This window comes from Nonomuraea sp. NPDC049129 (assembly GCF_040648495.1).
GTDB lineage: Bacteria > Actinomycetota > Actinomycetes > Streptosporangiales > Streptosporangiaceae > Nonomuraea.
In genome coordinates this window covers 576,332-594,162 of the sequence record NZ_JBEZDU010000002.1, presented here as the reverse complement: position 1 = coordinate 594,162, position 17,831 = coordinate 576,332, and the positions used below count along the sequence as shown (strand labels likewise).

Genomic DNA, 17,831 nt, shown 5'->3' with positions numbered 1-17,831 from the left:
TCGCCGAACCCTACTTCCTGGAGAACCAGCGGCGCTTGCGTACCGGCTCGACGTGGGCCACGGTCACGCCGGAGACCTCGTCGAGCGTGCCGGACTCGACGGCGGCGAGCGCTTCCAGCACGCCGCCCTCGATCACGAACGGCACCGGCCCCGCCACGTCCACCACGACCGCCGCGACCCGCTCACCGGCGGCGGCCCGGCAGACCTGGAGCAGGGTGGCCTGGATCGGCCGGGCGTCGGGGCGCCATCTGGCCAGGGACTCGGCGCCCGTGAACGCCGGCACCGCCTCCCTGCCGTCCTTGCCGACGAGCTTGGGGAGCGCCATCTCGCTCTCCTTCTCCTGGCGCAGCCCATGCTCCCCCATCTCGGACTCGGTCAGCAGGGCGACCACGGGGACAAGGAGCCGGGCGCCGGTCAGGGCGTTGAGCACCTCGGTGGCATCCGCCGCGCCTCGCTCGTAGGAGGCCAGGGCGGCGGCCACGGCGGGCGCGGCCGTGCCGTCGTCGCCGGGGTCGAGTGGCTGCGGAATGCTGGGCACAACGCCCGAGACTACCCTTGTCCCAGGTCGGCGATGGCGGCGACCGGGCCGCCGCCCGACGGGCCCTGGTGGACGGCGGCGACCGAGACGAACACCGCCGGATCGCCGGTGACCGCCGCCGCCACTCCCCCCACCGTGGCCTTGATCTGGCGGTGCCAGTGCACGTCGGAGTCGTCGAGCATGATGTTGCGCCGCCCCCGGACCCGGCCCGAGGGGTCGGCCTCGCACTTCATGAAGACGTTCACCAGGCGCTCGCCGAGGTCGGTGTGGTGCGGCCGCTCGGGGAGCGGAAGGCCGGAGTCGCGGATCGCGTCCCAGATGCCGTCGGCGTCCAGGGCGTCCCGCATCACGCCGTGGCCGATCCGGTAGCGCCCGCCGATTCCCCGTACGTTGCCCACCAGCACGATCTGCGCCCGGTCCAGCTCGACCCCGGACGAGCACGAGGCCACCGAGGAGTACAGGGACAGGTCCTTGTGGATCTGGTCGGCCCGCGGCGGTTCGATCTCGCCGAGGGCGACGGCGATGCCGAGGGCCGTGGTGGAGTTCGACAGGTCCATGGAGGGGCCGGTCTCCTCGATGGCGGTGTCCTGGCCACGGCTCTTGGCGTCGGTGATGGTGGCCAGGGTGAGCAGGGGCGTCTTGGTCTGCACGTAGTGGACGTCGCGCGGGTCGTCGATGCCCGCGATCTTCATCGCCTCGCGCACCCCGGCCGCGACCTTCTCCACCATCGCCGGGCGGCCGATGTCCTCCGGGAGGATCACGTCGCTCATCGCCACGCCGACCGACACGCGCGGCTCATCCGATCGCGGCGCGCCGGCCGGGTCGGTGGTGGCGAACACGGTGGCGTGCGGGCTGAGCACGCCGTCCGTCCCTCCGGACCACACCAGGGGTACGGTCTCCGGCGCCGGATGCCCCTTGGCCGCCAGCACCTCACGGAAAGCCCGGTCGGCCAGGATCCGGGTGTAGTCGTTCACACCCCCGTTGCCCTCGGTCTTGCCGATCACCGCGAGCACCCGGTGCGCCTCGATCACCCCGTCGTCGATCAGCCGGGCCAGGCCGGAGGCGTCCGTCACGCTCTCGATCGGCACCTTGCGCACTTCTATCGGATCCGGCATCACAACCCCTATTCGACGATTCGGTGGTTCAGCGGTTCAGCGGTTCAGCGGTCCGGTGGCGAACACGCGCGACTCCCAGACCTACCCCGGCGGCACGCAGAACACGCTATCCACCAGCCGATCGGGCTCTCACCGGCAATGTCTGCCCAACGTGGCGGCCGGCCTCGGGGATAGGGTCACCTGTGTGATTCGCGAAGCGCACGTAAACGGGATCAAGCTCGTCTATCGCGAGGAGGGCGACCCGGCCGCTCCCCCGCTGGTGCTCATCCACGGGCGGACCGCCGACCACAACGACTGGAACGGCATCACCCAGCACTTCGCCGCCCGCTATCACGTCTTCGCCATCGACCTGCGGGGGCACGGCGCCAGCGACTACCCGGGCGCGTACGCGCTGGCCGACATGGCGCGCGACGTCGTCGCGCTGCTGGACGAGCTGGGTTTCGAGCGGGCGACGCTGGTGGGGCACTCGCTGGGCGGAGCGGTGGCCTATCTCGTGGCCATGACGTGGCCCGATCGCGTCGAGCGGCTGGTCCTGGAGGATCCGGCGCCGCCGTACGCGATGAAGAACCGCCCGCCGATCGTGGAGGAGGGCGAGTCGCCCGGCTTCGACTGGCGGATGGTGCACGAGACCGAGCGGCAGTTCCTCGCGCCCGATCCGGCGTGGGCCGAAGGGCTCGCCTCGATCACCGCGCCGACGCTGGTCCTGTCGGGGGCCAGCCATCTCGACGTCGAGGCGGTGGCCGAGCGGATTCCGGGGGCCGAGCTGGTCACGATCGAGGTCGGGCATCTCATCCACGTCTCCGCGCGGGCGGCGTTCCTGCGGGCCGTGGACGAGTTCCTGGCCGATGGAGCGCCGCAAGCTGGGTAGGCGAGGGTTCGTGCAGGTGAAACGCCGGCTGAGCAGGCTGGTCCTGATGGCGCCGACGGTCGGGCAGTGTGCCGTGGCCGCGGCGCTGGCCTGGTTGGTGGCCAAGGACGTACTTGGGCACCCCAGCCCGTTCTTCGCGCCGATCGCGGTGATCATCTGCATCGGCGTGGGCCTCGGGCAGCGGCGGCGCCGGATGGTCGAGATGGTCGTCGGGGTCAGCCTCGGCGTGGGAGTCGGCGACGTGCTGGTGTCCTGGATCGGCTCGGGCGCCTGGCAGATCGCGCTCGTGGTGGCGCTGGCGATGGCCATGGGCGTGCTCCTGGACAGCGGTTCCCTGATCGTCCTGCAGGCCGGGTCCTCGGCGGTACTCGTCGCCACCCTGCTGCCCCCGACGGGCGTCGGCGGGGTCAACAGGATGCTCGACGCGCTGGTCGGCGGTGTCATGGGGATCATCGCGATGGCCCTGCTGCCGGCCAGCCCGTTCGCCCTGGTGGCCAGGCAGGCGTCGGGGATGTTCGAGGCGCTGGGCGACGCGCTGCGGCGGATCGCGGAGGCGATCGAGAAGTCTGACCCCGGCCTGGCGGCCGAGGCGCTGGAGGCCGCGCGGGGGACGCAGACGAGCGTGGACACCTTCCGGCAAGCGCTGGGGACCAGCTGGGAGATCGCCACCATCTCACCGCTGCACTGGCAGAGCCGCCACCGGCTGGAGGGGTACGAGAGGGCCGCCGTACCGCTCGATCACGCGGTCAGGAACGCCAGGGTCCTGGCCAGGCGGGCCGTCGTGGCCCTCGAGGGGCAGAGCCCGCCGCCCGCCTGGATGCCGGGCGCGCTGCGCGACCTGGCCGACGCGACCCAGCTGCTCCGGGAGGAGCTGGCCCTGGGGCACGAGCCGGATCGGGCCCGCGAGGCGATCCTGGCGGTGGCGTCGCGGCAGGTGGCGGATGAGCGATGGGGGTTCTCGGCCGGGGTGATGGTCGCGCAGTACCGGTCGATCGTGGTGGACCTGCTCCAAGCTAGCGGCGGCGACCGCGAACAGGCGATGGCCGCCCTCCCGCCCCTGGACACGGGCGAAGAGGACGTCCCCTAGCGCGGTGACCCCCTGGGGATTCGTCCCACGACCGTCTCGGTCTCTGTGACGGTCCGTGGCGGCTGGGTCCTTTGGGAGAGATACCCCCTCCGGGGGGCGAAGACGAAAACGGTCCGTGGCGGCTGGGGTCCTTCAGGTGGGATCACCCTCCGGGGGCGAAGAAGCAGACGGCCCGTACCGGCTGAGGTCCTTCTGGAGGGATCCCCCTTCGGGGGAGCGGAAGAACGGGTGTCCGGCCTTCGGGGGAGCGGAAGAACGGCCGGTCGGCGAACCTGCCGACACGCCCGAATACGGGCAATGTGACCTTAATGTCACAAAGATCCGCCAAGGTAGAGGGGTGCGAACGAGGCTCAGCGATCATGTACGGGAACGGCTGAGCGGGTTCGGCCTGATGGCGCCCTCCATCGCGCAGTGCGCGGTCGGCGCGGCGCTCGCCTGGACCGTCGCCATCCAGTTGCTCGACCACCCTCGCCCGTTCTTCGCGCCGATCTCCGTGCTGATCTGCGTCGGCGTGGGCCTCGGGCAGCGGTTGCGCCGGGTGGCCGAGCTCGTGGTCGGGGTCAGCCTCGGCGTCGGCGTCGGCGACCTGCTGGTGTCCTGGATCGGCTCGGGCGCCTGGCAGATCATGCTGGTGGTCGCGCTGGCGATGACCGCCGCGGTGCTGCTGAACAGCGGGGCGCTCTTCGTGGCGCAGGCCGGGTCGTCCGCGGTACTCGTCGCCGCCCTGGTGCCCGCGGACGGCGCCGGGGGCTGGGATCGGATGGCCGACGCGCTCACCGGCGGCGTCATCGGCATCGCCACGGCGGCGCTGCTTCCGGCCAGCCCCTTCACGATCGCCGCCAAGCACCTGTCGGGCGTGCTCGACGCGCTGTCCACGGTGCTCGAACGGGCCGCGGAGGCGATCGAGAAACGCGACGTGGACCTGGCCGCCGAGGCGCTGGAGGAGGCGCGCAACACCCAGGCGGCGGTCGCGGAGTTCGAGCAGGCGGTGGAGACCAGCAAGGAGATCACGCTGATCTCGCCGCTGCACTGGCACCGCCGTGGCCGCCTGGCCAGGTACGAGACCGTGGCCGTGCCGGTGGACCTGGCCCTGCGCAACGCCAGGGTGCTGGCCCGCCGGACGCTGGCGGCACTGGGCGAGACGAGCCCGCCGCCGACCTCGCTGGCCGAGGCGATGCGCGAGGTGTCGGAGGCGGCGCTGCTGCTCCAGCTCGAACTGGCGGCCGGCCGCGAGCCCATGCTGGCCCGGCAGGCGCTGCTCGCCGTCGCGGCGCGGGAGCGTCCCGAACGGCTGGGCTTCTCGGCGCACGTCATCATCGCGCAACTGCGCTCCATCGCCGTGGACCTGCTCCAGGCCACCGGGATGGACCACGAGGAGGCGACGGCGACGCTGACCCCACTGGACGCGCCGCAGGTCGAGGACGCGAACGACACCAACAGCGCCAAGGGCTGAACCGTGGCGGAGGTGGACACCCGGAGAGCCCACCTCCGCCACGGAAGCGCGGACGGCGACCGCCCGACCGGCCACCGCGCGACCGCGCGACCGCACGACCCTGACCGCGCGACCCGGCCACCGCCCGACCGGCCACCAACCGACCGGCGGCCAACCGACCGGCGACCGTCAGAGCGGCGGCCGTCAGATCGTGATCAGGGCCGCTTCGGCTTCGAGGGTGGCGGCGGTGGCGTTGATCACGGCGGCCACGCGCAGCGCCTCCTGGATGTGCTCGCGTGGCAGGCCGGAGCCGCGCAGCACCCGCTCGTGCGACTCCAGGCACCGGCCGCAGCCGTTGATCGCGGAGACCGCCAGGCACCACAGCTCGAAGTCGCCCCGGTCCACGCCCGGATCGCCCATCACGGTCATCCTGAGCCGGGCGGGCAGCGTCGCGTACGTCTCGTCGCCGATGAGGTGGGTGGCCCGGTAGTAGACGTTGTTCATCGCCATGATCGAGGCGGCGGCCTTGGCGGCGGTGAACGCCTCCGCCGACAGCTTGCCGGCGGCCTCCTCGCAGACCGCGGCGATGACCCGCCCGGACCTGGTGGCCAGCGCGCTCGCCAGCACCGTGCCCCACAGCTGCTGGTCGGTCAGCGGCGAGGTGGTCGTGACCGAGCCCAGGTTGAGCCTGATGTCCTTGGCGTAGCCGGGCAGCGCCGCCTTCAGCTCCTCGATGCTCATGCGCCACCGTGTCCGTAGGTCAGCTCGCTCACTGGGCCAGCAGCATCCGCGCGTCGAGACCGGCCTCGCCCTTGGTCCAGTTGCAGGGGCACAGCTCGTCGGACTGCAGGGCGTCGAGGACCCGCAGGACCTCCTTGACGTTGCGGCCCACGGATCCGGCGGTCACCATCGTGAACTGGATCTCGTTGTGCGGGTCGACGATGAACGTGGCCCGCTGGGCCGTGCCGTCCTCGCCGAGCACCCCGCACGCGCCGCTCAGCTCGCGCTTGACGTCGCTCAGCATCGGGAACGGCAGGTCGCGCAGGTCGTCGTGGTGCTTGCGCCAGGCGTGGTGGACGTACTCGGAGTCGACGGAGACGCCGAGCACCCGCGTGTCGCGGTCGGCGAACTCGCCGTTGAGCCGGCCGAACTCGGCGATCTCGGTCGGGCAGACGAAGGTGAAGTCCTTCGGCCAGAAGAACACGACGCGCCACTTGCCCTCGTAGGTCTTGTGGTCGATCTCCGCGAACGCCCGCTCGGGGTCGAGGCCGACGCACGCCTTGAGCGCGTATTCGGGAAAGCGGTCACCGACGGTGAGCACGATTCCGTCTCCTTCGGGGGGTCGGGGCCCAGAGGCGATCCCTGTTTGGGGGCGACTCCTACCCTAGCTCACCTGCGCTCATTCCTCGCCGTAGCCGAACAACTACACTTCCGGGAGGTCGTCAGGCCGACAGGCGCTTGAGCCGGGTGACCGCCTCGTCGATGACCTCGTCCTTCTTGCAGAACGCGAACCGGACGAAGTGCCTGCCCCGGTCCGGGTGGTCGTAGAAGACCTGCGTCGGGATGGCCACCACCCCCACCAGCTCCGGCAGCCGCCGCGTCAGTTCCAGCCCGTCCTCGAAGCCCAGGGGCCGGATGTCGGTCTGCACGAAGTACGTTCCCGACGGCCTGAGCACCTCGAACCCGGCCGCCGCCAGCCCGTCCATCAGCCGGTCCCGCTTGTGTCCCAGCCCGTCGCACAGCGCCGAGACCCACTCCAGCTCGTTGCGCAGGCCGTAGGCGACCGCGAGCTGCCACGGCGCGCTCGCGGTGAAGGTGAGGAACTGCTTGACCGTCTGCACCGCCGTGATCAGCGAGGCGGGGGCGCAGATCCAGCCCGTCTTCCACCCGGTGACGGAGAACGTCTTGCCCGCCGAGGAGATCATCACCGTGCGTTCGCGCATGCCGGGAAGCGTCGCCAGCGGGATGTGCTCGACGCCGTCGAACGTCAGGTGCTCGTACACCTCGTCGGTGATCGCGGTCAGCCCGGCCTCCTGGCAGAGCTCGGCGATGACGGTCAGCTCGGCGCGGGTGAACACGGTCCCGGTCGGGTTGTGCGGGGAGTTGACAAGGATCGCCCGGGTACGCGGCGTGACGGCGGCGCGTAGTTCGTCCGGGTCGAAGGTGAATCGTCCCTCCACCGGCCGCATGGTCACCGCGACCAGCCGGGCCCCGGCCAGCGCGATGGAGGCGGCGTAGGAGTCGTAGTAGGGCTCGAAGGCGATCACCTCGTCGCCCGCCTCGCACAGCGCCAGCACGCTGGCCGCGATCGCCTCGGTGGCCCCCACGGTCACCAGGATCTCGCCGTCGGCCGCGTAGTCGAGGCCGTAGTGGTCGGCCCGATGCTCGGAGACGGCCTGCCGCAGCTCAGGGACGCCGGGGCCGGGTGGGTACTGGTTGGCGCCGGACACGATGGCCTGCACCGCCCGGTCGAGCATCGCCGCGGGCCCGTCGGTGTCGGGGAAACCCTGGCCCAGGTTGATCGAGCTGGTCTGTACGGCCAGCGCGCTCATCTCCGCGAAAATCGTCGTACCGAAGGCCCGCATCCGAGATACAAGTGGTTCCGTCACGGCCCCACACTATTAGTCTCTTCCCGTGATCATTCGGGTCCTCCTCGCACTCGCCCTCTCCGCGCCGCCCGTCATGGGTCCGGGCGGTGTCGAGAAGAGCGCGTGTCCCGTCGCCATGCCCGACAATACGACCTGCGGTTTCCTGGTCGTCCCCGAGCGAAGGGACACGCCGGGCAAGACCATCAAGGTCGGCTACGCCGTGCACGCCTCGACGGCCAAGGACCGCAAGCCCGACCCGGTCGTCTACATGAGCGGCGGCCCGGCCTCGGCGTCGATGCAGCTCACGGGGTTCTTGAGCCAGATGTTCCCCGACCGTGACGTGGTGGCCGTCGAGCAGCGCGGCAGCAAATACTCCCAGCCGACCCTGGGCTGCCCGGAGACGGCCGAGGCGATGCTGGACCGGCTGCGCGAGCCGTCGGCCGACGTCGGCGCCGCCGCGCTGAAGTGCCGGGAGCGGCTCACGCAGCAGGGCGTGGACCTGCGCGGCTACAACACCAAGGAGATCGCCGCGGACGTCGTCGCGCTGCGCAAGGCGCTCGGCTACCCCACCTGGAACCCGTTCGGGGTCAGCTACTCGACCCGGGTCATGATGGACGTGGCCGCCGCCGACCCGGCGGGTGTGCGCTCGGTGGTGCTCGACTCGTACCTGCCGGAGAAGGTCGGCTGGTACGACGACGCCGACCGCAACTTAACCGACACCGTGGCCAAGCTGGGTCTGCGCGAGCCGTTCGAGGCGATGGTGAAGCGGTTGAACGCCCGCCCTGCCCGGGTGCCGACCACGGATCCGCTGCTCGGCACGGGTTTCACCGCCCGGCTGACCGGCGACGACGTCTCGACGATCATGGCGGAGGCGCTGCACGAGGCCGACGTGCTCGCCGTGGCGCCGGCGATGATCGACGCGCTGAGCAAGGGCCATGACGAGCTGCTGCGCCCGCTCGCCGACGCGGTGGGCGACGGGCTGGTCTCCCACGAGTTCGGGCTGTACAACGCGGTGCAGTGCCAGGACGAGGTCCCGTTCAACACATTCGCCACAAAATCCCGACTTTTCACCGTAAATAGTGACAAAGCGGTGTGTGATGCTTGGAAGCTTCCCAAGTCGGCACCCGTCAACGCCACCACGAAGGCCCCGGTGCTCGTGGTGGGCGGCCAGTACGACCCCACGACGCCGACCAGGACCAGCGAGCCCGCCGCCAAGAGCCTGCCCAACGCCCGCTTCGTGGAGTTCGCGGGCACGGGCCACGCGGTGTTCCTGGCCAACGCCTGCGCCCGCCGCCACATCCTGGCCTTCGTGGACACCCCGTCAGGCGGGGCGGCCGCACCCTGCTCGCCCGAGAAGGCGACCGTCTACCCCCGGCTGAACCCCGGCGACGTACACGTGACCGGCGCCCCCTACCAGATCTCGCTGTCGCCCTGGCTGGCCGCCCCGTTGGCGCTGTTCGCGCTGGTGTCGCTGATCCAGCTGGTCGCGGGCGCGCTGAAGGGCCGGGCGCTGGCCGCCTTCGCCGGGCTGGCGGGGACGGCGTTCACGGGGCTGCTCGGCTCGGCGGTGTGGGGCATGCTCAAGGAGAACGAGACCGCGCTGGCCGTCGGCCTGCCCGCCTCGGCCTGGCCGTACACCTGGGTGGCGGTCGGCTCGGCCGTACTGACGCTCGGCGCGCTCGCGCTGCGGCGGGGATGGCCGCAGGCGGTGGCCGCGGTCACGGCGGCCGGATTCCTCGTATGGTGGTTCGCCTGGATCCTGTGAGGCGTATCCGAGAGCTCGACGCGCTCCGCGGCTTCGCGGTGGGCGGCATCATGCTGGTCAACACCTGGCAGCACGCCGTGCACGAGCCCAAGAACGGCATCGACTGGACCATCGACGCGCTGTTCCAGAGCCGGTTCTACCCGATCTTCTCGCTGCTGTTCGGCATCAGCTTCGTCCTGGTCCTGGAGCGGGCCGGGCGGTGGGTGCTGCTGCGCCGGCTGTTCTGGCTGCTGTGCTTCGGGCTGCTCCAGCGGACGTTCTACAGCGGCGAGGTGCTGACGGCCTACGCGGCGTTCGGGGCGCTGGTGCTGCTGCCCGCCTCGTTCCTGGCCGGCGGCCTGCCCATGGTGATCCTCGGGGTGGCCGCGGTCGTGTGGACGGTGTCGGTCGGGGCCGGGCCATATCTCATTCCGGCGCTGTTCCTGCTCGGCATGGCGCTGATGGAGTCGCGCCCGTCCGGGCGGCTGCTGCTGCCGGTCTTCGCGGTCAGCGCGCTGGCCTCCGCCCTGCTCACCGCCGCCTGGACCACCAACCACAACTGGACCGTCTACAGCACGGCCGCGCTCGCCGGGGCCGCCGCCTACTCCACCGGCCTGCTGCTGGTCCTGCGGACCCGGTGGTCGGCACCGCTGTCGGCGGCGCTGGAGCCGCTCGGGCGGATGGCGCTGACCAACTACATCTCCGGCACGCTGGTGATCGCCCTGACGAGCCACCTGCTCAAGACCGATCCCACACGCTGGTGGGTGCTCGTGATCACCGTGGCGACGCTGGCCGTACAGATTCCGTTCAGCGCCTGGTGGCTGACGAGATTCAGGTACGGCCCGCTCGAGTGGATCTGGCGATGCCTGACCTGGTTTCGACGGGTGCCCAACCGGTTAGAGTCGGGCCGTGACCAGAATCGCCCTCTGCCAGATCCCGGTGTCTCCTGACCCGTCTGCCAACCTCAAGAGGGTCCGCGAAGCGCTCGCCAAGGCCGAAGACGCCGACCTGGCGATCTTCCCCGAGGCGACGCTGACCCGCTACGGCAGCCGCATCACCGACCTGGCCGAACCGCTCGACGGGCCGTTCGTGTCCGGCGTGGCGCAGGCGGCCCGCGAGCACGGCCTCGCGGTGATCGCCGGTGTGTTCGAGCCGGGCTCCGGCCGGGTGCACAACACCGCCGTGGCCATCGACGCGCACGGCTCCGTCAAGGCCGCCTACCGGAAGATCCACCTGTTCGACTCCTTCGGCGCGAAGGAATCCGAGCTGGTCGCCCCCGGCGCCGAGCCCACGGTGGTGGAGCTCGCGGGGCTCCGTGTCGGGCTGATCACCTGCTACGACGTCCGCTTCCCCGAGCTGGCCAGAGCGCTGGTCGACCAGGGCGCCGAGCTGTTCGCGGTCATCGCCGCGTGGGGATCGGGCCCGCTCAAGGAGGACCACTGGACCACGCTGGTCCGGGCGCGGGCGCTGGAGAACACGACATGGACCGCCGCCGTCGGCCAGGCACCCAATCCGGCCGAGTCGACCGACGGTTTCGGGGTGGGCCGCAGCATGCTGGTCGACCCGCTCGGTGTAGTCCGCGCCGATCTGGGCACCAATCCGGGCATTCAGCTCGTGGAGGTGGATCCAGAAGTGACCGCAGCGGCCAGGACCGCCCTGCCGTGCCTCGAACATCGCGTACTAGGTGTCAAGCGATCGTAAAGTAGAACAGTGAGCAGAACGCAGATGCAGAAGGTCGTCCCGCCGCGTCTGCTCGTGCCATACCTATCGGGTAAACGCACGGTCATCTCCGGCTACGTCTACCGGCTTCAGGACTGCGTCCGGCTGACGACCCCCAGACAGCTCTACTACGGACTCGACCTTTCGTTCGAGGGATCGGAGCTGACGGCCGACGTGCCCGAGCTCTATGTCATGCGCTGGTACGCCCGTGACGCCGACACCTACGCCGTTCCGTACGGACCGCATATGGGCGGTGACTGGAGCGACGCGCCACCGTTCGCCGGAAACGGGTTCACCACCTCGCGCGAGCACGTGGTCCCGCAGTTCCACACCACGCCGATCCCCATCCCCGCGGGGGCGGAGATCGTGCACATCACCCCCGAACAGGAGCGGCCGTTCGCCACCTACGACGGGCTCACCTGGCGGCCCGCCGCATGAGTGACGAGATCACCCCCGTGGCCGCCGGCTTCGTCGCGCGGTTCGCCGAGCGCACGCTGCCCGCCGCGCTCGGCCCCGACAGCGACCAGGTGGTGCTGTTCAGCGAGGAGGAGCTCGACGGGTTCGAGCCCGGCTCCGGCTACTGGCGGCGTACGGTCGGCCGCGCCGAGCTCGACTGGCTGGTGCTGATCCGCACGGTCGGTGCGTTCGGCGGCGAGCCGTGCATCGTGCTCGACGAGGACGACGACGGCCTGCACATCGCCTACACCGGCCACAGCGGCATGAAGGCGGAGGCGCTCGGCTACTGGATGGTCGACCACGGCGCCTACGAGGTCGTGGTGCCCCGTGAGGAGGTCTTCTCGATCCGCGTCGAACGGATTCCCGTCCCCTAGTCAACCGACGCCCGTCTTGGGTGTCTCTGTACTGTGATCGACTCCTCCACCATGGCGCAGCCGTCATTCGCCGAGCTGTTCGCCGCCCACTACCACCCCCTGGTACGGCTGGCGGGCCTGCTCGGCGCCGACGACCCGGAGGACATCGCCCAGGAGGCGTTCTCCCGGCTGCACATCAGACGGCTGCGCGACGACGGGGCGGCCGTGTCGTACCTGCGCACGATTGTCTGCAACCTCACCCGCAACCGCCTGCGCCACCTCAGGCTGGTCCGGCTGCGCCGCCCCGATCCTCCCGAGCATGAACGCAGCAGCGAGCACGCGGTGATCGTCGCCGAGGAGCACCGCGAACTGCTCGCGGCGCTCGACCGCCTCCCGCGCAGGCAGCGCGAGGCGCTCGTCCTGCGCTACTGGCTCGACCTGTCCGAACGCGAGATCGCCGACGTCATGGGCGTCTCGACGGGTTCGGTCAAGACCCACGCCAGCAGGGCCCTGGCCGCGCTGGGCAAGGCGCTGAAGGAGGAGGACCAGTGAGCGACCTCGAAGCACGCCTGCGGGCGGCACTCGAAGCCCGCGCCCAGACCTACGAGGCCGATCCGAACGCCTGGCTCAAGGTCCAGCGCCGCACTCCCCCGCCGGTGCCGCGCGGGCGGTGGCTGCTCGCCGCCCTGCCCATCGCGCTGCTGGCCATCTTCGTCCCCATCCTGCTCAACGGGGGTCTGGGCCGGAACAGCGCGAGCGACCCCGACGAGGTCTACAAGCAGCTCATGCAGGGCAAGACGGCGGCCGGAGAACAGGTCGTGGTGAACGACCCAGCGCGGGGCAAGCCGCTGCGCCTGTGGTTCGCCCGGGGTCGGCTCGGCTCCCCCGAAGTGTGCTTCGTCGCCGTCCCGGCGGACGGCGATCCGTACGGCTCGTGCCACGACCTGCTCATGGCCAGGATCATGGAACGTAGCGGCATGTACGAGGGCTCCACCCGCGCCGACACCCCGTCCGCCTACGTGGACTACGGCATCGCCGACAACGACGTGGCGAAGGTCACGGCCGTGCTGGCGGACGGCCGGCGCGTCGACGCGACCGTGCACCGGTCCGAGGGCGCCCCGATGGTCATCTGGACCCTGGCGCTGTCGGCCGGGGACAAGGTGTCCACGGTGGAGTTCACCGACGCGCGTGGCAGGCGAGGCTCGGACACCTCGCCCAGGCGCCTCGCCGGCGAGAGCAGCAGGCACACACCGATCGGCCAGCCCATGCGGCTGCCCGGTGAGGTCATGGTGCGCCCCTACGACGACAAGGTCCAGGGCCGCAGTGTGTTCTGGTTCCGCGGGGCCAAGGAGCTCGGCTGGGTCAACCTCGACCTGAAGGATCCGATGACGGCCAAGGCACCCATGATCCATTCCGAGGACGGGCTCATCTACACCGCCACGAAGAGGGACACCGTCAAGATCCAGATAGTGCTCGGCTCCGACGCCCCGATCACCATGCAGGGCATCCCCGATCCGTGGAACCTCGACCGCAACCTGTTCACCCTCGCGCACCTGCCACCGGTCGACTGGTCCCTCGGCGGCTGGTGGGCGGGCTACGACGCCGCGGGCAAGCAGCTCTGGCGTGAAGACAGACCACGCAGCACCGCGTCTCCGAAGTCGAACTTCAAACAGACCGGCGAGCCCATCACCGTCCCCGGCACCGACGACTTCAGCAACGGACCGGTACGGCTCTCCTTCGGCAAGTACCCCTACCAGGACGACCTGCAGCTGTGCGGCACCGGCGGCACCGGCGCCGACGGCGGGGAGCAGATCGGTTGCGCCCGGGTGCGGCCCGAACCGCCGTCCGACAGCTTCTCCAGCGGCCGGGTGGAGACCTACCTGCCGCTGCCGGGAAGCGTCCTCGCCTTCGGCGCGGCCGAGGACGACTGGCTGTCGATCGACGCGGTGCTGGAGGACGGACGCCGCCTGCCCGCCACCCTGACGCGCGGCAAGGACCTGCCCGCGCCCGTGTGGTGGGTCAGATACCCGAGCGACGCGAAAGTGCGCGCCTTCGCGTACAAGGTGCGCGGCAAGCAAATCGAACAGGTCGACCTGACGCGGCGCGGCTGGTGCTGGGAAGACAAGAAGCCCCTCGACGCCGGCCATGTCTTCCCCGGCGGGCTCACCGCCCACCTGTACGCCGACACGTGCGTCAAGTGGACGAAGGACGGCAAGGAACAGCCGGGCTCCTTCCAGGCCGTCCCGGGCGGGAAGCTGAGCGACATGATCGCCGCGCCGGAGCTCCCGCTGCAGTGGTCGGGAGGCCGGCAGGAGTGGTACGGCTTCACCGTGCCCGGCACGGCCAAGGTCGACGTCACGCTCAAGGGCGGCGGGCGCCTGACCGCGAGCACGGTGCCCGACCCCTGGGACCAGGGCGTGCTGCTGTTCGCCGGGCCGGTGCCCAAGGCGGTCGGCAACCAGGGGCTGTCCTGGCCGGGCATGCGGTTCACCGGCTACGGCGCCGACGGAGGCGTGCTCTGGACGTACGAGCCCAAGGAGCCCTCGCGGTAACGGGCCCCAGGCTAGCCGCCCAGGTTGCGGTAGCGGGCCTGGCGGGCCGCTCGACGGTCCGCCGGGCTGCGCGCCAGCAGCCCGGCGATCTCGTACTCCAGCGCCCGTCCCACCCGCTCGCAGAACGCGCGCGGCTCGTACGCGGCGTCGGGCACCTCCGGGATCACCCGGTCGACGATCCCGTCACGCCGCAGGTCGGTGGCCCGCACCCGCTGCTGCTGGGCGATCTCCGGCGCGAAGTCCACACTTCGGTAGAGGATCGCCGAGGCGCCCTCCGGCGGCAGCGGCGACAGCCACGCGTGCTGCGCGCACAGCACCCGGTCGGCGGGCAGCAGGGCCAGCGCCGCGCCGCCCGCGCCCTCACCGAGCAGCAGGCACACCGTCGGCGCGTCGAGCATGACCAGGTCGGCCAGGCAGCGGGCGATCTCCGCGGCCAGCCCGCCCTCCTCGGCCGCCTTCGACAGCGCCGCGCCCGCCGTGTCGATCACGGTGACCAGGGGCAGCCCCAGCTCGGCGGCCAACCGCATACCGCGCCTGGCCATCCGCAGCCCGCCGGGGCCGAGCGGCGAGCTGGGCCGCGCCCGGCGCCGGTCCTGGCCGAGCACGACGGCCGGCGCGCTGCCGAACCGCGCCAGCGCCAGCAGCAGGCCCGGCTCGTTCTCGCCCGCGCCGTTGCCGGTGAGCGGGGTCACGTCGGTGGCGGCCAGCTTGAGCAGCGTGCGCGCGCCGGGACGGTCGTCGCGGCGCGAGCGGGTAATCGCCTCCCACGCCTCCACCGGCCGCAGGTCCTCCTCGGGCGGCTCGCCGGCGACCAGCCCGGTACGTTCGGCGCACAGCACTGACAGCGCCCTGATCGCCACCTCCCGCGCGTCGTCGGCCGACACCACGGCGTCGACCAGCCCGTGCTCGTGCAGGTTCTCCGCCACCTGTACGCCTTCGGGGAACGGATAACCGTGCAACGACTCGAACACCCGCGGCCCCAGGAACCCGATCAGCGCCCCCGGCTCCGCGGCTGTGACATGCCCGAGCGAGCCCCAGGACGCGAACACCCCACCGGTCGTCGGATGCCGCAAATACACCACGAAGGGCAGCCCCGCCCCGCGATGCGCCTGCACCGCGGCGGTGATCTTCACCATCTGCACGAACGCGAGCGCGCCCTCCTGCATCCGGGTGCCGCCCGAGGCGGGCGCGGCCAGCAGCGGCAGCCGCTCACGGGTGGCCCGCTCTGCCGCGGCGACGACCCGCTCGGCCGCCGCCACCCCGATCGACCCCGCCATGAACGAGAACTCGGAGACCACCACGGCCACCCGCCGCCCGTCGAGCAGGCCCTCGCCGGTGACGACGGACTCGTCGTAGCCGGACTTGGCGCGGGCCGCGGCCAGCTCGTCGGCGTAGGAGGAGCCCGGCGCCACCGGATCGGCGGGCGGCGCGTCCCACGACTTCCACGATCCCGCGTCGAGGACCGTTTCGATCAGTGTGCGCGCGTCCGGACGGCTCACCATGGCTCCCTACTAACCGGCGATGTTGGAATGTTGACGCACCAGAGCGCCCGCCGGTGCCATCGGATTCGCATCACCCCTCGCGCTCTTCCAGCCAGCTGAGCACGGCGTCGCCGTCCTGGCCCAGGGCGGGCGGCGCGGTGTGCGTCACCTCGGTGGCACTCTCTTCGTGGCCGTCTTCGAAGCGCAGCGGGGGGCCCGGCAGTTCGATGCGGCCGAGTACGGGATGGTCCACCTCGATCACCAGGCCCTGCGAGCGGGTCTGGTCCCAGGTGTAGACCTCGTCGATCGAGCGGATCGCGCCCGCGGGCACTCCCGCCTCGCCGAGCCTGGCCAGCCAGTGGCCGCGGTCGTGCGCGGCCAGAGCCTTCTCCATGTCGGCGATCAGCTCATCCCGGTGCGCGAATCGCTCCCTGTTCGTCGCATATTTAGCCACATCTGGGTCTATGCCCAGTAGAGCGGCCACCTTCTTCCACTGGCCGTCGTTGGCCGCCGCGATCTGCAGCATCCCGTCGGCGCAATGGAAGGCGCCGTAGGGGGCGATCGAGGCGTGGTGGTTGCCGTTCGCGCCGGGCACCTGGCCGCCCACGGTCCACGCCGTGCCGTGGTAGGAGTGCACACCGGTGACGGCGGCCAGCAGCGACGTACGCACCACCCGGCCCCTGCCGGTCCGCTCGCGCTCGTACAGGGCTCCGGTCACGCCGTACGCGCCGTGGATGCCCGCGAGCAGGTCGGCGATGGACGCGCCCACGCGGTACGGCTCGTCGCGCGAGGGGCCCGTCAGCGACATCAGGCCGGCCTCGCCCTGGGCGATCTGGTCGTAGCCCGGCCGGCCGCCCTCGGGCCCGTCGTGGCCGAAGCCGGTGATCGACAGGATGACCAGGCGTGGGTTGAGCTCGTGCAGCCGCTCGACGGACAAGCCGAGGCGGTCGAGCACGCCGGTACGGAAGTTCTCGATGAGCACGTCGCTCTGGCGTACCAGGCGCTCGACGAGCTGTTTGCCGTCGGCGGACTTCAGGTCGATGGCGATGGACTGCTTGTTGCGGTTCGCTGCCAGGAAATAGGTGGAAATATCGTGATCCGGCCCGACGAAGGGCGGCCCCCAGCCTCGAGACTCGTCTCCTCCGTCCGGATGCTCCACCTTGATCACCCGGGCGCCGAGGTCGCCGAGCATCTGAGCGGCGTGCGGGCCCGCCAAGGCCCTGGACAGATCCAGCACCACGATGTCACCAAGGGGTCCGGGCAAGGTCAGCCTCCAGAATTGCGTTCGTGGCGAAAGAGTAGTCTTTCAGGCTTCGTGTCTCCTTCACCTACCCTGGGAGCCGTGGAATCGCCCGCCCGCCGCATCCAGGCGCTCGATCCGTCGTGCGGGCCGGTCCGGCTGGTCGCCGTCGACGGCCCCGCCGGGTCGGGCAAGACCACGTTCGCCGGCGAACTGGCCGCCGAACTCGGCTGCCAGGTGGTGCACAGCGACGACTTCCCGGTCCCATGGGACGAGGGCCCCGGCGGCTGGTTCGACGCCCTCGACACGCAGGTGCTCCGCCCGCTCCAGCGCGGACTCCCGGGCGCGTTCCGCCGTTATGACTGGGTACGCGGCGAATACACGGACCTGATCACGGTCCCTGCCGCACCGGTCCTGATCATCGAAGGCGTGGGCACGGCCCGCCGATCGGCGGCCCATCTGCTGGCGTTCACCATCTGGGTGGAGGCCCCCGAAGAGGTGCGGCTGCGCCGGGTGATCGAGCGCGACGGGCCGGAGCTGGAACCGCGGTGGCGCGTGTGGTTCGCCACGGAGCAGGCCTGGTTCGACGCCGACGACACGCGGGGCCGGGCCGATCTCATCAAAAGCGGTTGAGGTCGCTATAAGGACCACAGGTGGT

General features: G+C 71.1%; 18 protein-coding genes. 11 read left to right on the top strand and 7 right to left on the bottom strand.

Annotated elements, in window-relative coordinates:
* Positions 1-10: 10 nt before the first annotated feature.
* The gene (locus AB0B64_RS07780; RefSeq protein WP_357941290.1) at positions 11-538 is read right to left on the bottom strand and encodes an SseB family protein; all 528 of its coding nucleotides are present in this window, start codon (positions 536-538) and stop codon (positions 11-13) included.
* Between the two features lie 11 nt (positions 539-549).
* On the bottom strand, positions 550-1,653 hold the full coding sequence (locus tag AB0B64_RS07775) for a ring-opening amidohydrolase (protein WP_357941288.1): 1,104 nt from the start codon (positions 1,651-1,653) through the stop codon (positions 550-552).
* A 184-nt stretch (positions 1,654-1,837) separates the two neighbouring features.
* On the opposite strand from AB0B64_RS07775, the gene AB0B64_RS07770 reads away from it, so the two are divergent.
* The 3 genes from AB0B64_RS07770 to AB0B64_RS07760 all read left to right on the top strand — a co-directional run bounded on the left by AB0B64_RS07770 (position 1,838) and on the right by AB0B64_RS07760 (position 5,061).
* Positions 1,838-2,521, top strand: coding sequence for an alpha/beta fold hydrolase (locus AB0B64_RS07770; RefSeq protein WP_357941286.1), 684 nt, complete (start codon positions 1,838-1,840; stop codon positions 2,519-2,521).
* 16 nt (positions 2,522-2,537) lie between these two features.
* Positions 2,538-3,608 carry an FUSC family protein gene (locus tag AB0B64_RS07765; protein ID WP_358175500.1) on the top strand — a complete coding sequence of 357 codons (1,071 nt, stop codon included), beginning with the start codon at positions 2,538-2,540 and terminating at the stop codon, positions 3,606-3,608.
* 337 nt (positions 3,609-3,945) lie between these two features.
* A complete protein-coding gene (locus tag AB0B64_RS07760) occupies positions 3,946-5,061 on the top strand; it encodes an FUSC family protein (protein WP_357941282.1) in 1,116 nt (371 codons plus the stop codon).
* A gap of 183 nt (positions 5,062-5,244) precedes the next feature.
* On the opposite strand, the gene AB0B64_RS07755 is transcribed toward AB0B64_RS07760, so the two are convergent.
* From AB0B64_RS07755 to AB0B64_RS07745, 3 genes are all read right to left on the bottom strand, one after another.
* Entirely contained in the window at positions 5,245-5,781 is a 537-nt protein-coding gene (locus AB0B64_RS07755; protein WP_357941280.1) for a carboxymuconolactone decarboxylase family protein, read from the bottom strand.
* 28 nt (positions 5,782-5,809) lie between these two features.
* The gene (locus tag AB0B64_RS07750; RefSeq protein ID WP_357941278.1) at positions 5,810-6,361 is read right to left on the bottom strand and encodes a peroxiredoxin; all 552 of its coding nucleotides are present in this window, start codon (positions 6,359-6,361) and stop codon (positions 5,810-5,812) included.
* A 121-nt stretch (positions 6,362-6,482) separates the two neighbouring features.
* On the bottom strand, positions 6,483-7,649 hold the full coding sequence (locus AB0B64_RS07745) for a pyridoxal phosphate-dependent aminotransferase (protein WP_357941276.1): 1,167 nt from the start codon (positions 7,647-7,649) through the stop codon (positions 6,483-6,485).
* A gap of 25 nt (positions 7,650-7,674) precedes the next feature.
* On the opposite strand from AB0B64_RS07745, the gene AB0B64_RS07740 reads away from it, so the two are divergent.
* The 7 genes from AB0B64_RS07740 to AB0B64_RS07710 are packed head-to-tail and all read left to right on the top strand — an operon-like array spanning position 7,675 to position 14,452.
* Positions 7,675-9,393 carry an alpha/beta hydrolase gene (locus tag AB0B64_RS07740; RefSeq protein ID WP_358175497.1) on the top strand — a complete coding sequence of 573 codons (1,719 nt, stop codon included), beginning with the start codon at positions 7,675-7,677 and terminating at the stop codon, positions 9,391-9,393.
* Positions 9,390-10,322 (top strand): DUF418 domain-containing protein, encoded by a 933-nt coding sequence (locus AB0B64_RS07735; protein WP_358175494.1) that lies wholly within the window; start codon positions 9,390-9,392, stop codon positions 10,320-10,322. The genes AB0B64_RS07740 and AB0B64_RS07735 overlap by 4 nt, the downstream gene beginning before the upstream one ends.
* Positions 10,282-11,073: a carbon-nitrogen hydrolase family protein gene (locus tag AB0B64_RS07730; RefSeq protein ID WP_358175491.1), complete on the top strand. Its 792-nt coding sequence runs from the start codon at positions 10,282-10,284 to the stop codon at positions 11,071-11,073. The genes AB0B64_RS07735 and AB0B64_RS07730 overlap by 41 nt, the downstream gene beginning before the upstream one ends.
* A gap of 9 nt (positions 11,074-11,082) precedes the next feature.
* Positions 11,083-11,529 (top strand): hypothetical protein, encoded by a 447-nt coding sequence (locus AB0B64_RS07725; RefSeq protein WP_357941268.1) that lies wholly within the window; start codon positions 11,083-11,085, stop codon positions 11,527-11,529.
* Positions 11,526-11,921, top strand: coding sequence for a hypothetical protein (locus AB0B64_RS07720; protein ID WP_357941266.1), 396 nt, complete (start codon positions 11,526-11,528; stop codon positions 11,919-11,921). The genes AB0B64_RS07725 and AB0B64_RS07720 overlap by 4 nt, the downstream gene beginning before the upstream one ends.
* Positions 11,922-11,972: 51 nt before the next feature.
* Positions 11,973-12,452, top strand: coding sequence for a SigE family RNA polymerase sigma factor (locus tag AB0B64_RS07715; protein ID WP_357941264.1), 480 nt, complete (start codon positions 11,973-11,975; stop codon positions 12,450-12,452).
* Positions 12,449-14,452 (top strand): hypothetical protein, encoded by a 2,004-nt coding sequence (locus tag AB0B64_RS07710; protein ID WP_357941262.1) that lies wholly within the window; start codon positions 12,449-12,451, stop codon positions 14,450-14,452. The genes AB0B64_RS07715 and AB0B64_RS07710 overlap by 4 nt, the downstream gene beginning before the upstream one ends.
* Before the next feature lie 11 nt (positions 14,453-14,463).
* Here AB0B64_RS07710 and AB0B64_RS07705 read toward each other — a convergent pair whose 3' ends face one another.
* Complete coding sequence (locus AB0B64_RS07705) at positions 14,464-15,954, bottom strand: carboxyl transferase domain-containing protein (RefSeq protein ID WP_357941260.1); 1,491 nt, start codon at positions 15,952-15,954, stop codon at positions 14,464-14,466.
* A 70-nt stretch (positions 15,955-16,024) separates the two neighbouring features.
* Complete coding sequence (locus AB0B64_RS07700; protein ID WP_357941258.1) at positions 16,025-17,197, bottom strand: CoA transferase; 1,173 nt, start codon at positions 17,195-17,197, stop codon at positions 16,025-16,027.
* 78 nt (positions 17,198-17,275) lie between these two features.
* Between AB0B64_RS07700 and AB0B64_RS07695 the strand changes: the two genes are divergently transcribed.
* Entirely contained in the window at positions 17,276-17,806 is a 531-nt protein-coding gene (locus tag AB0B64_RS07695) for an AAA family ATPase (RefSeq protein ID WP_357941256.1), read from the top strand.
* Positions 17,807-17,831: the final 25 nt, after the last annotated feature.

What these genes read in the sequence shown, in the direction of transcription:
- AB0B64_RS07720 (WP_357941266.1), top strand. Translation starts at nt 11,526, where the DNA reads ATGAGTGACGAGATCACCCCCGTGGCCGCCGGCTTCGTCGCGCGGTTC.
- AB0B64_RS07705 (WP_357941260.1), bottom strand. Translation starts at nt 15,954, where the DNA reads ATGGTGAGCCGTCCGGACGCGCGCACACTGATCGAAACGGTCCTCGAC.
- AB0B64_RS07755 (WP_357941280.1), bottom strand. Translation starts at nt 5,781, where the DNA reads ATGAGCATCGAGGAGCTGAAGGCGGCGCTGCCCGGCTACGCCAAGGAC.
- AB0B64_RS07775 (WP_357941288.1), bottom strand. Translation starts at nt 1,653, where the DNA reads ATGCCGGATCCGATAGAAGTGCGCAAGGTGCCGATCGAGAGCGTGACG.
- AB0B64_RS07715 (WP_357941264.1), top strand. Translation starts at nt 11,973, where the DNA reads ATGGCGCAGCCGTCATTCGCCGAGCTGTTCGCCGCCCACTACCACCCC.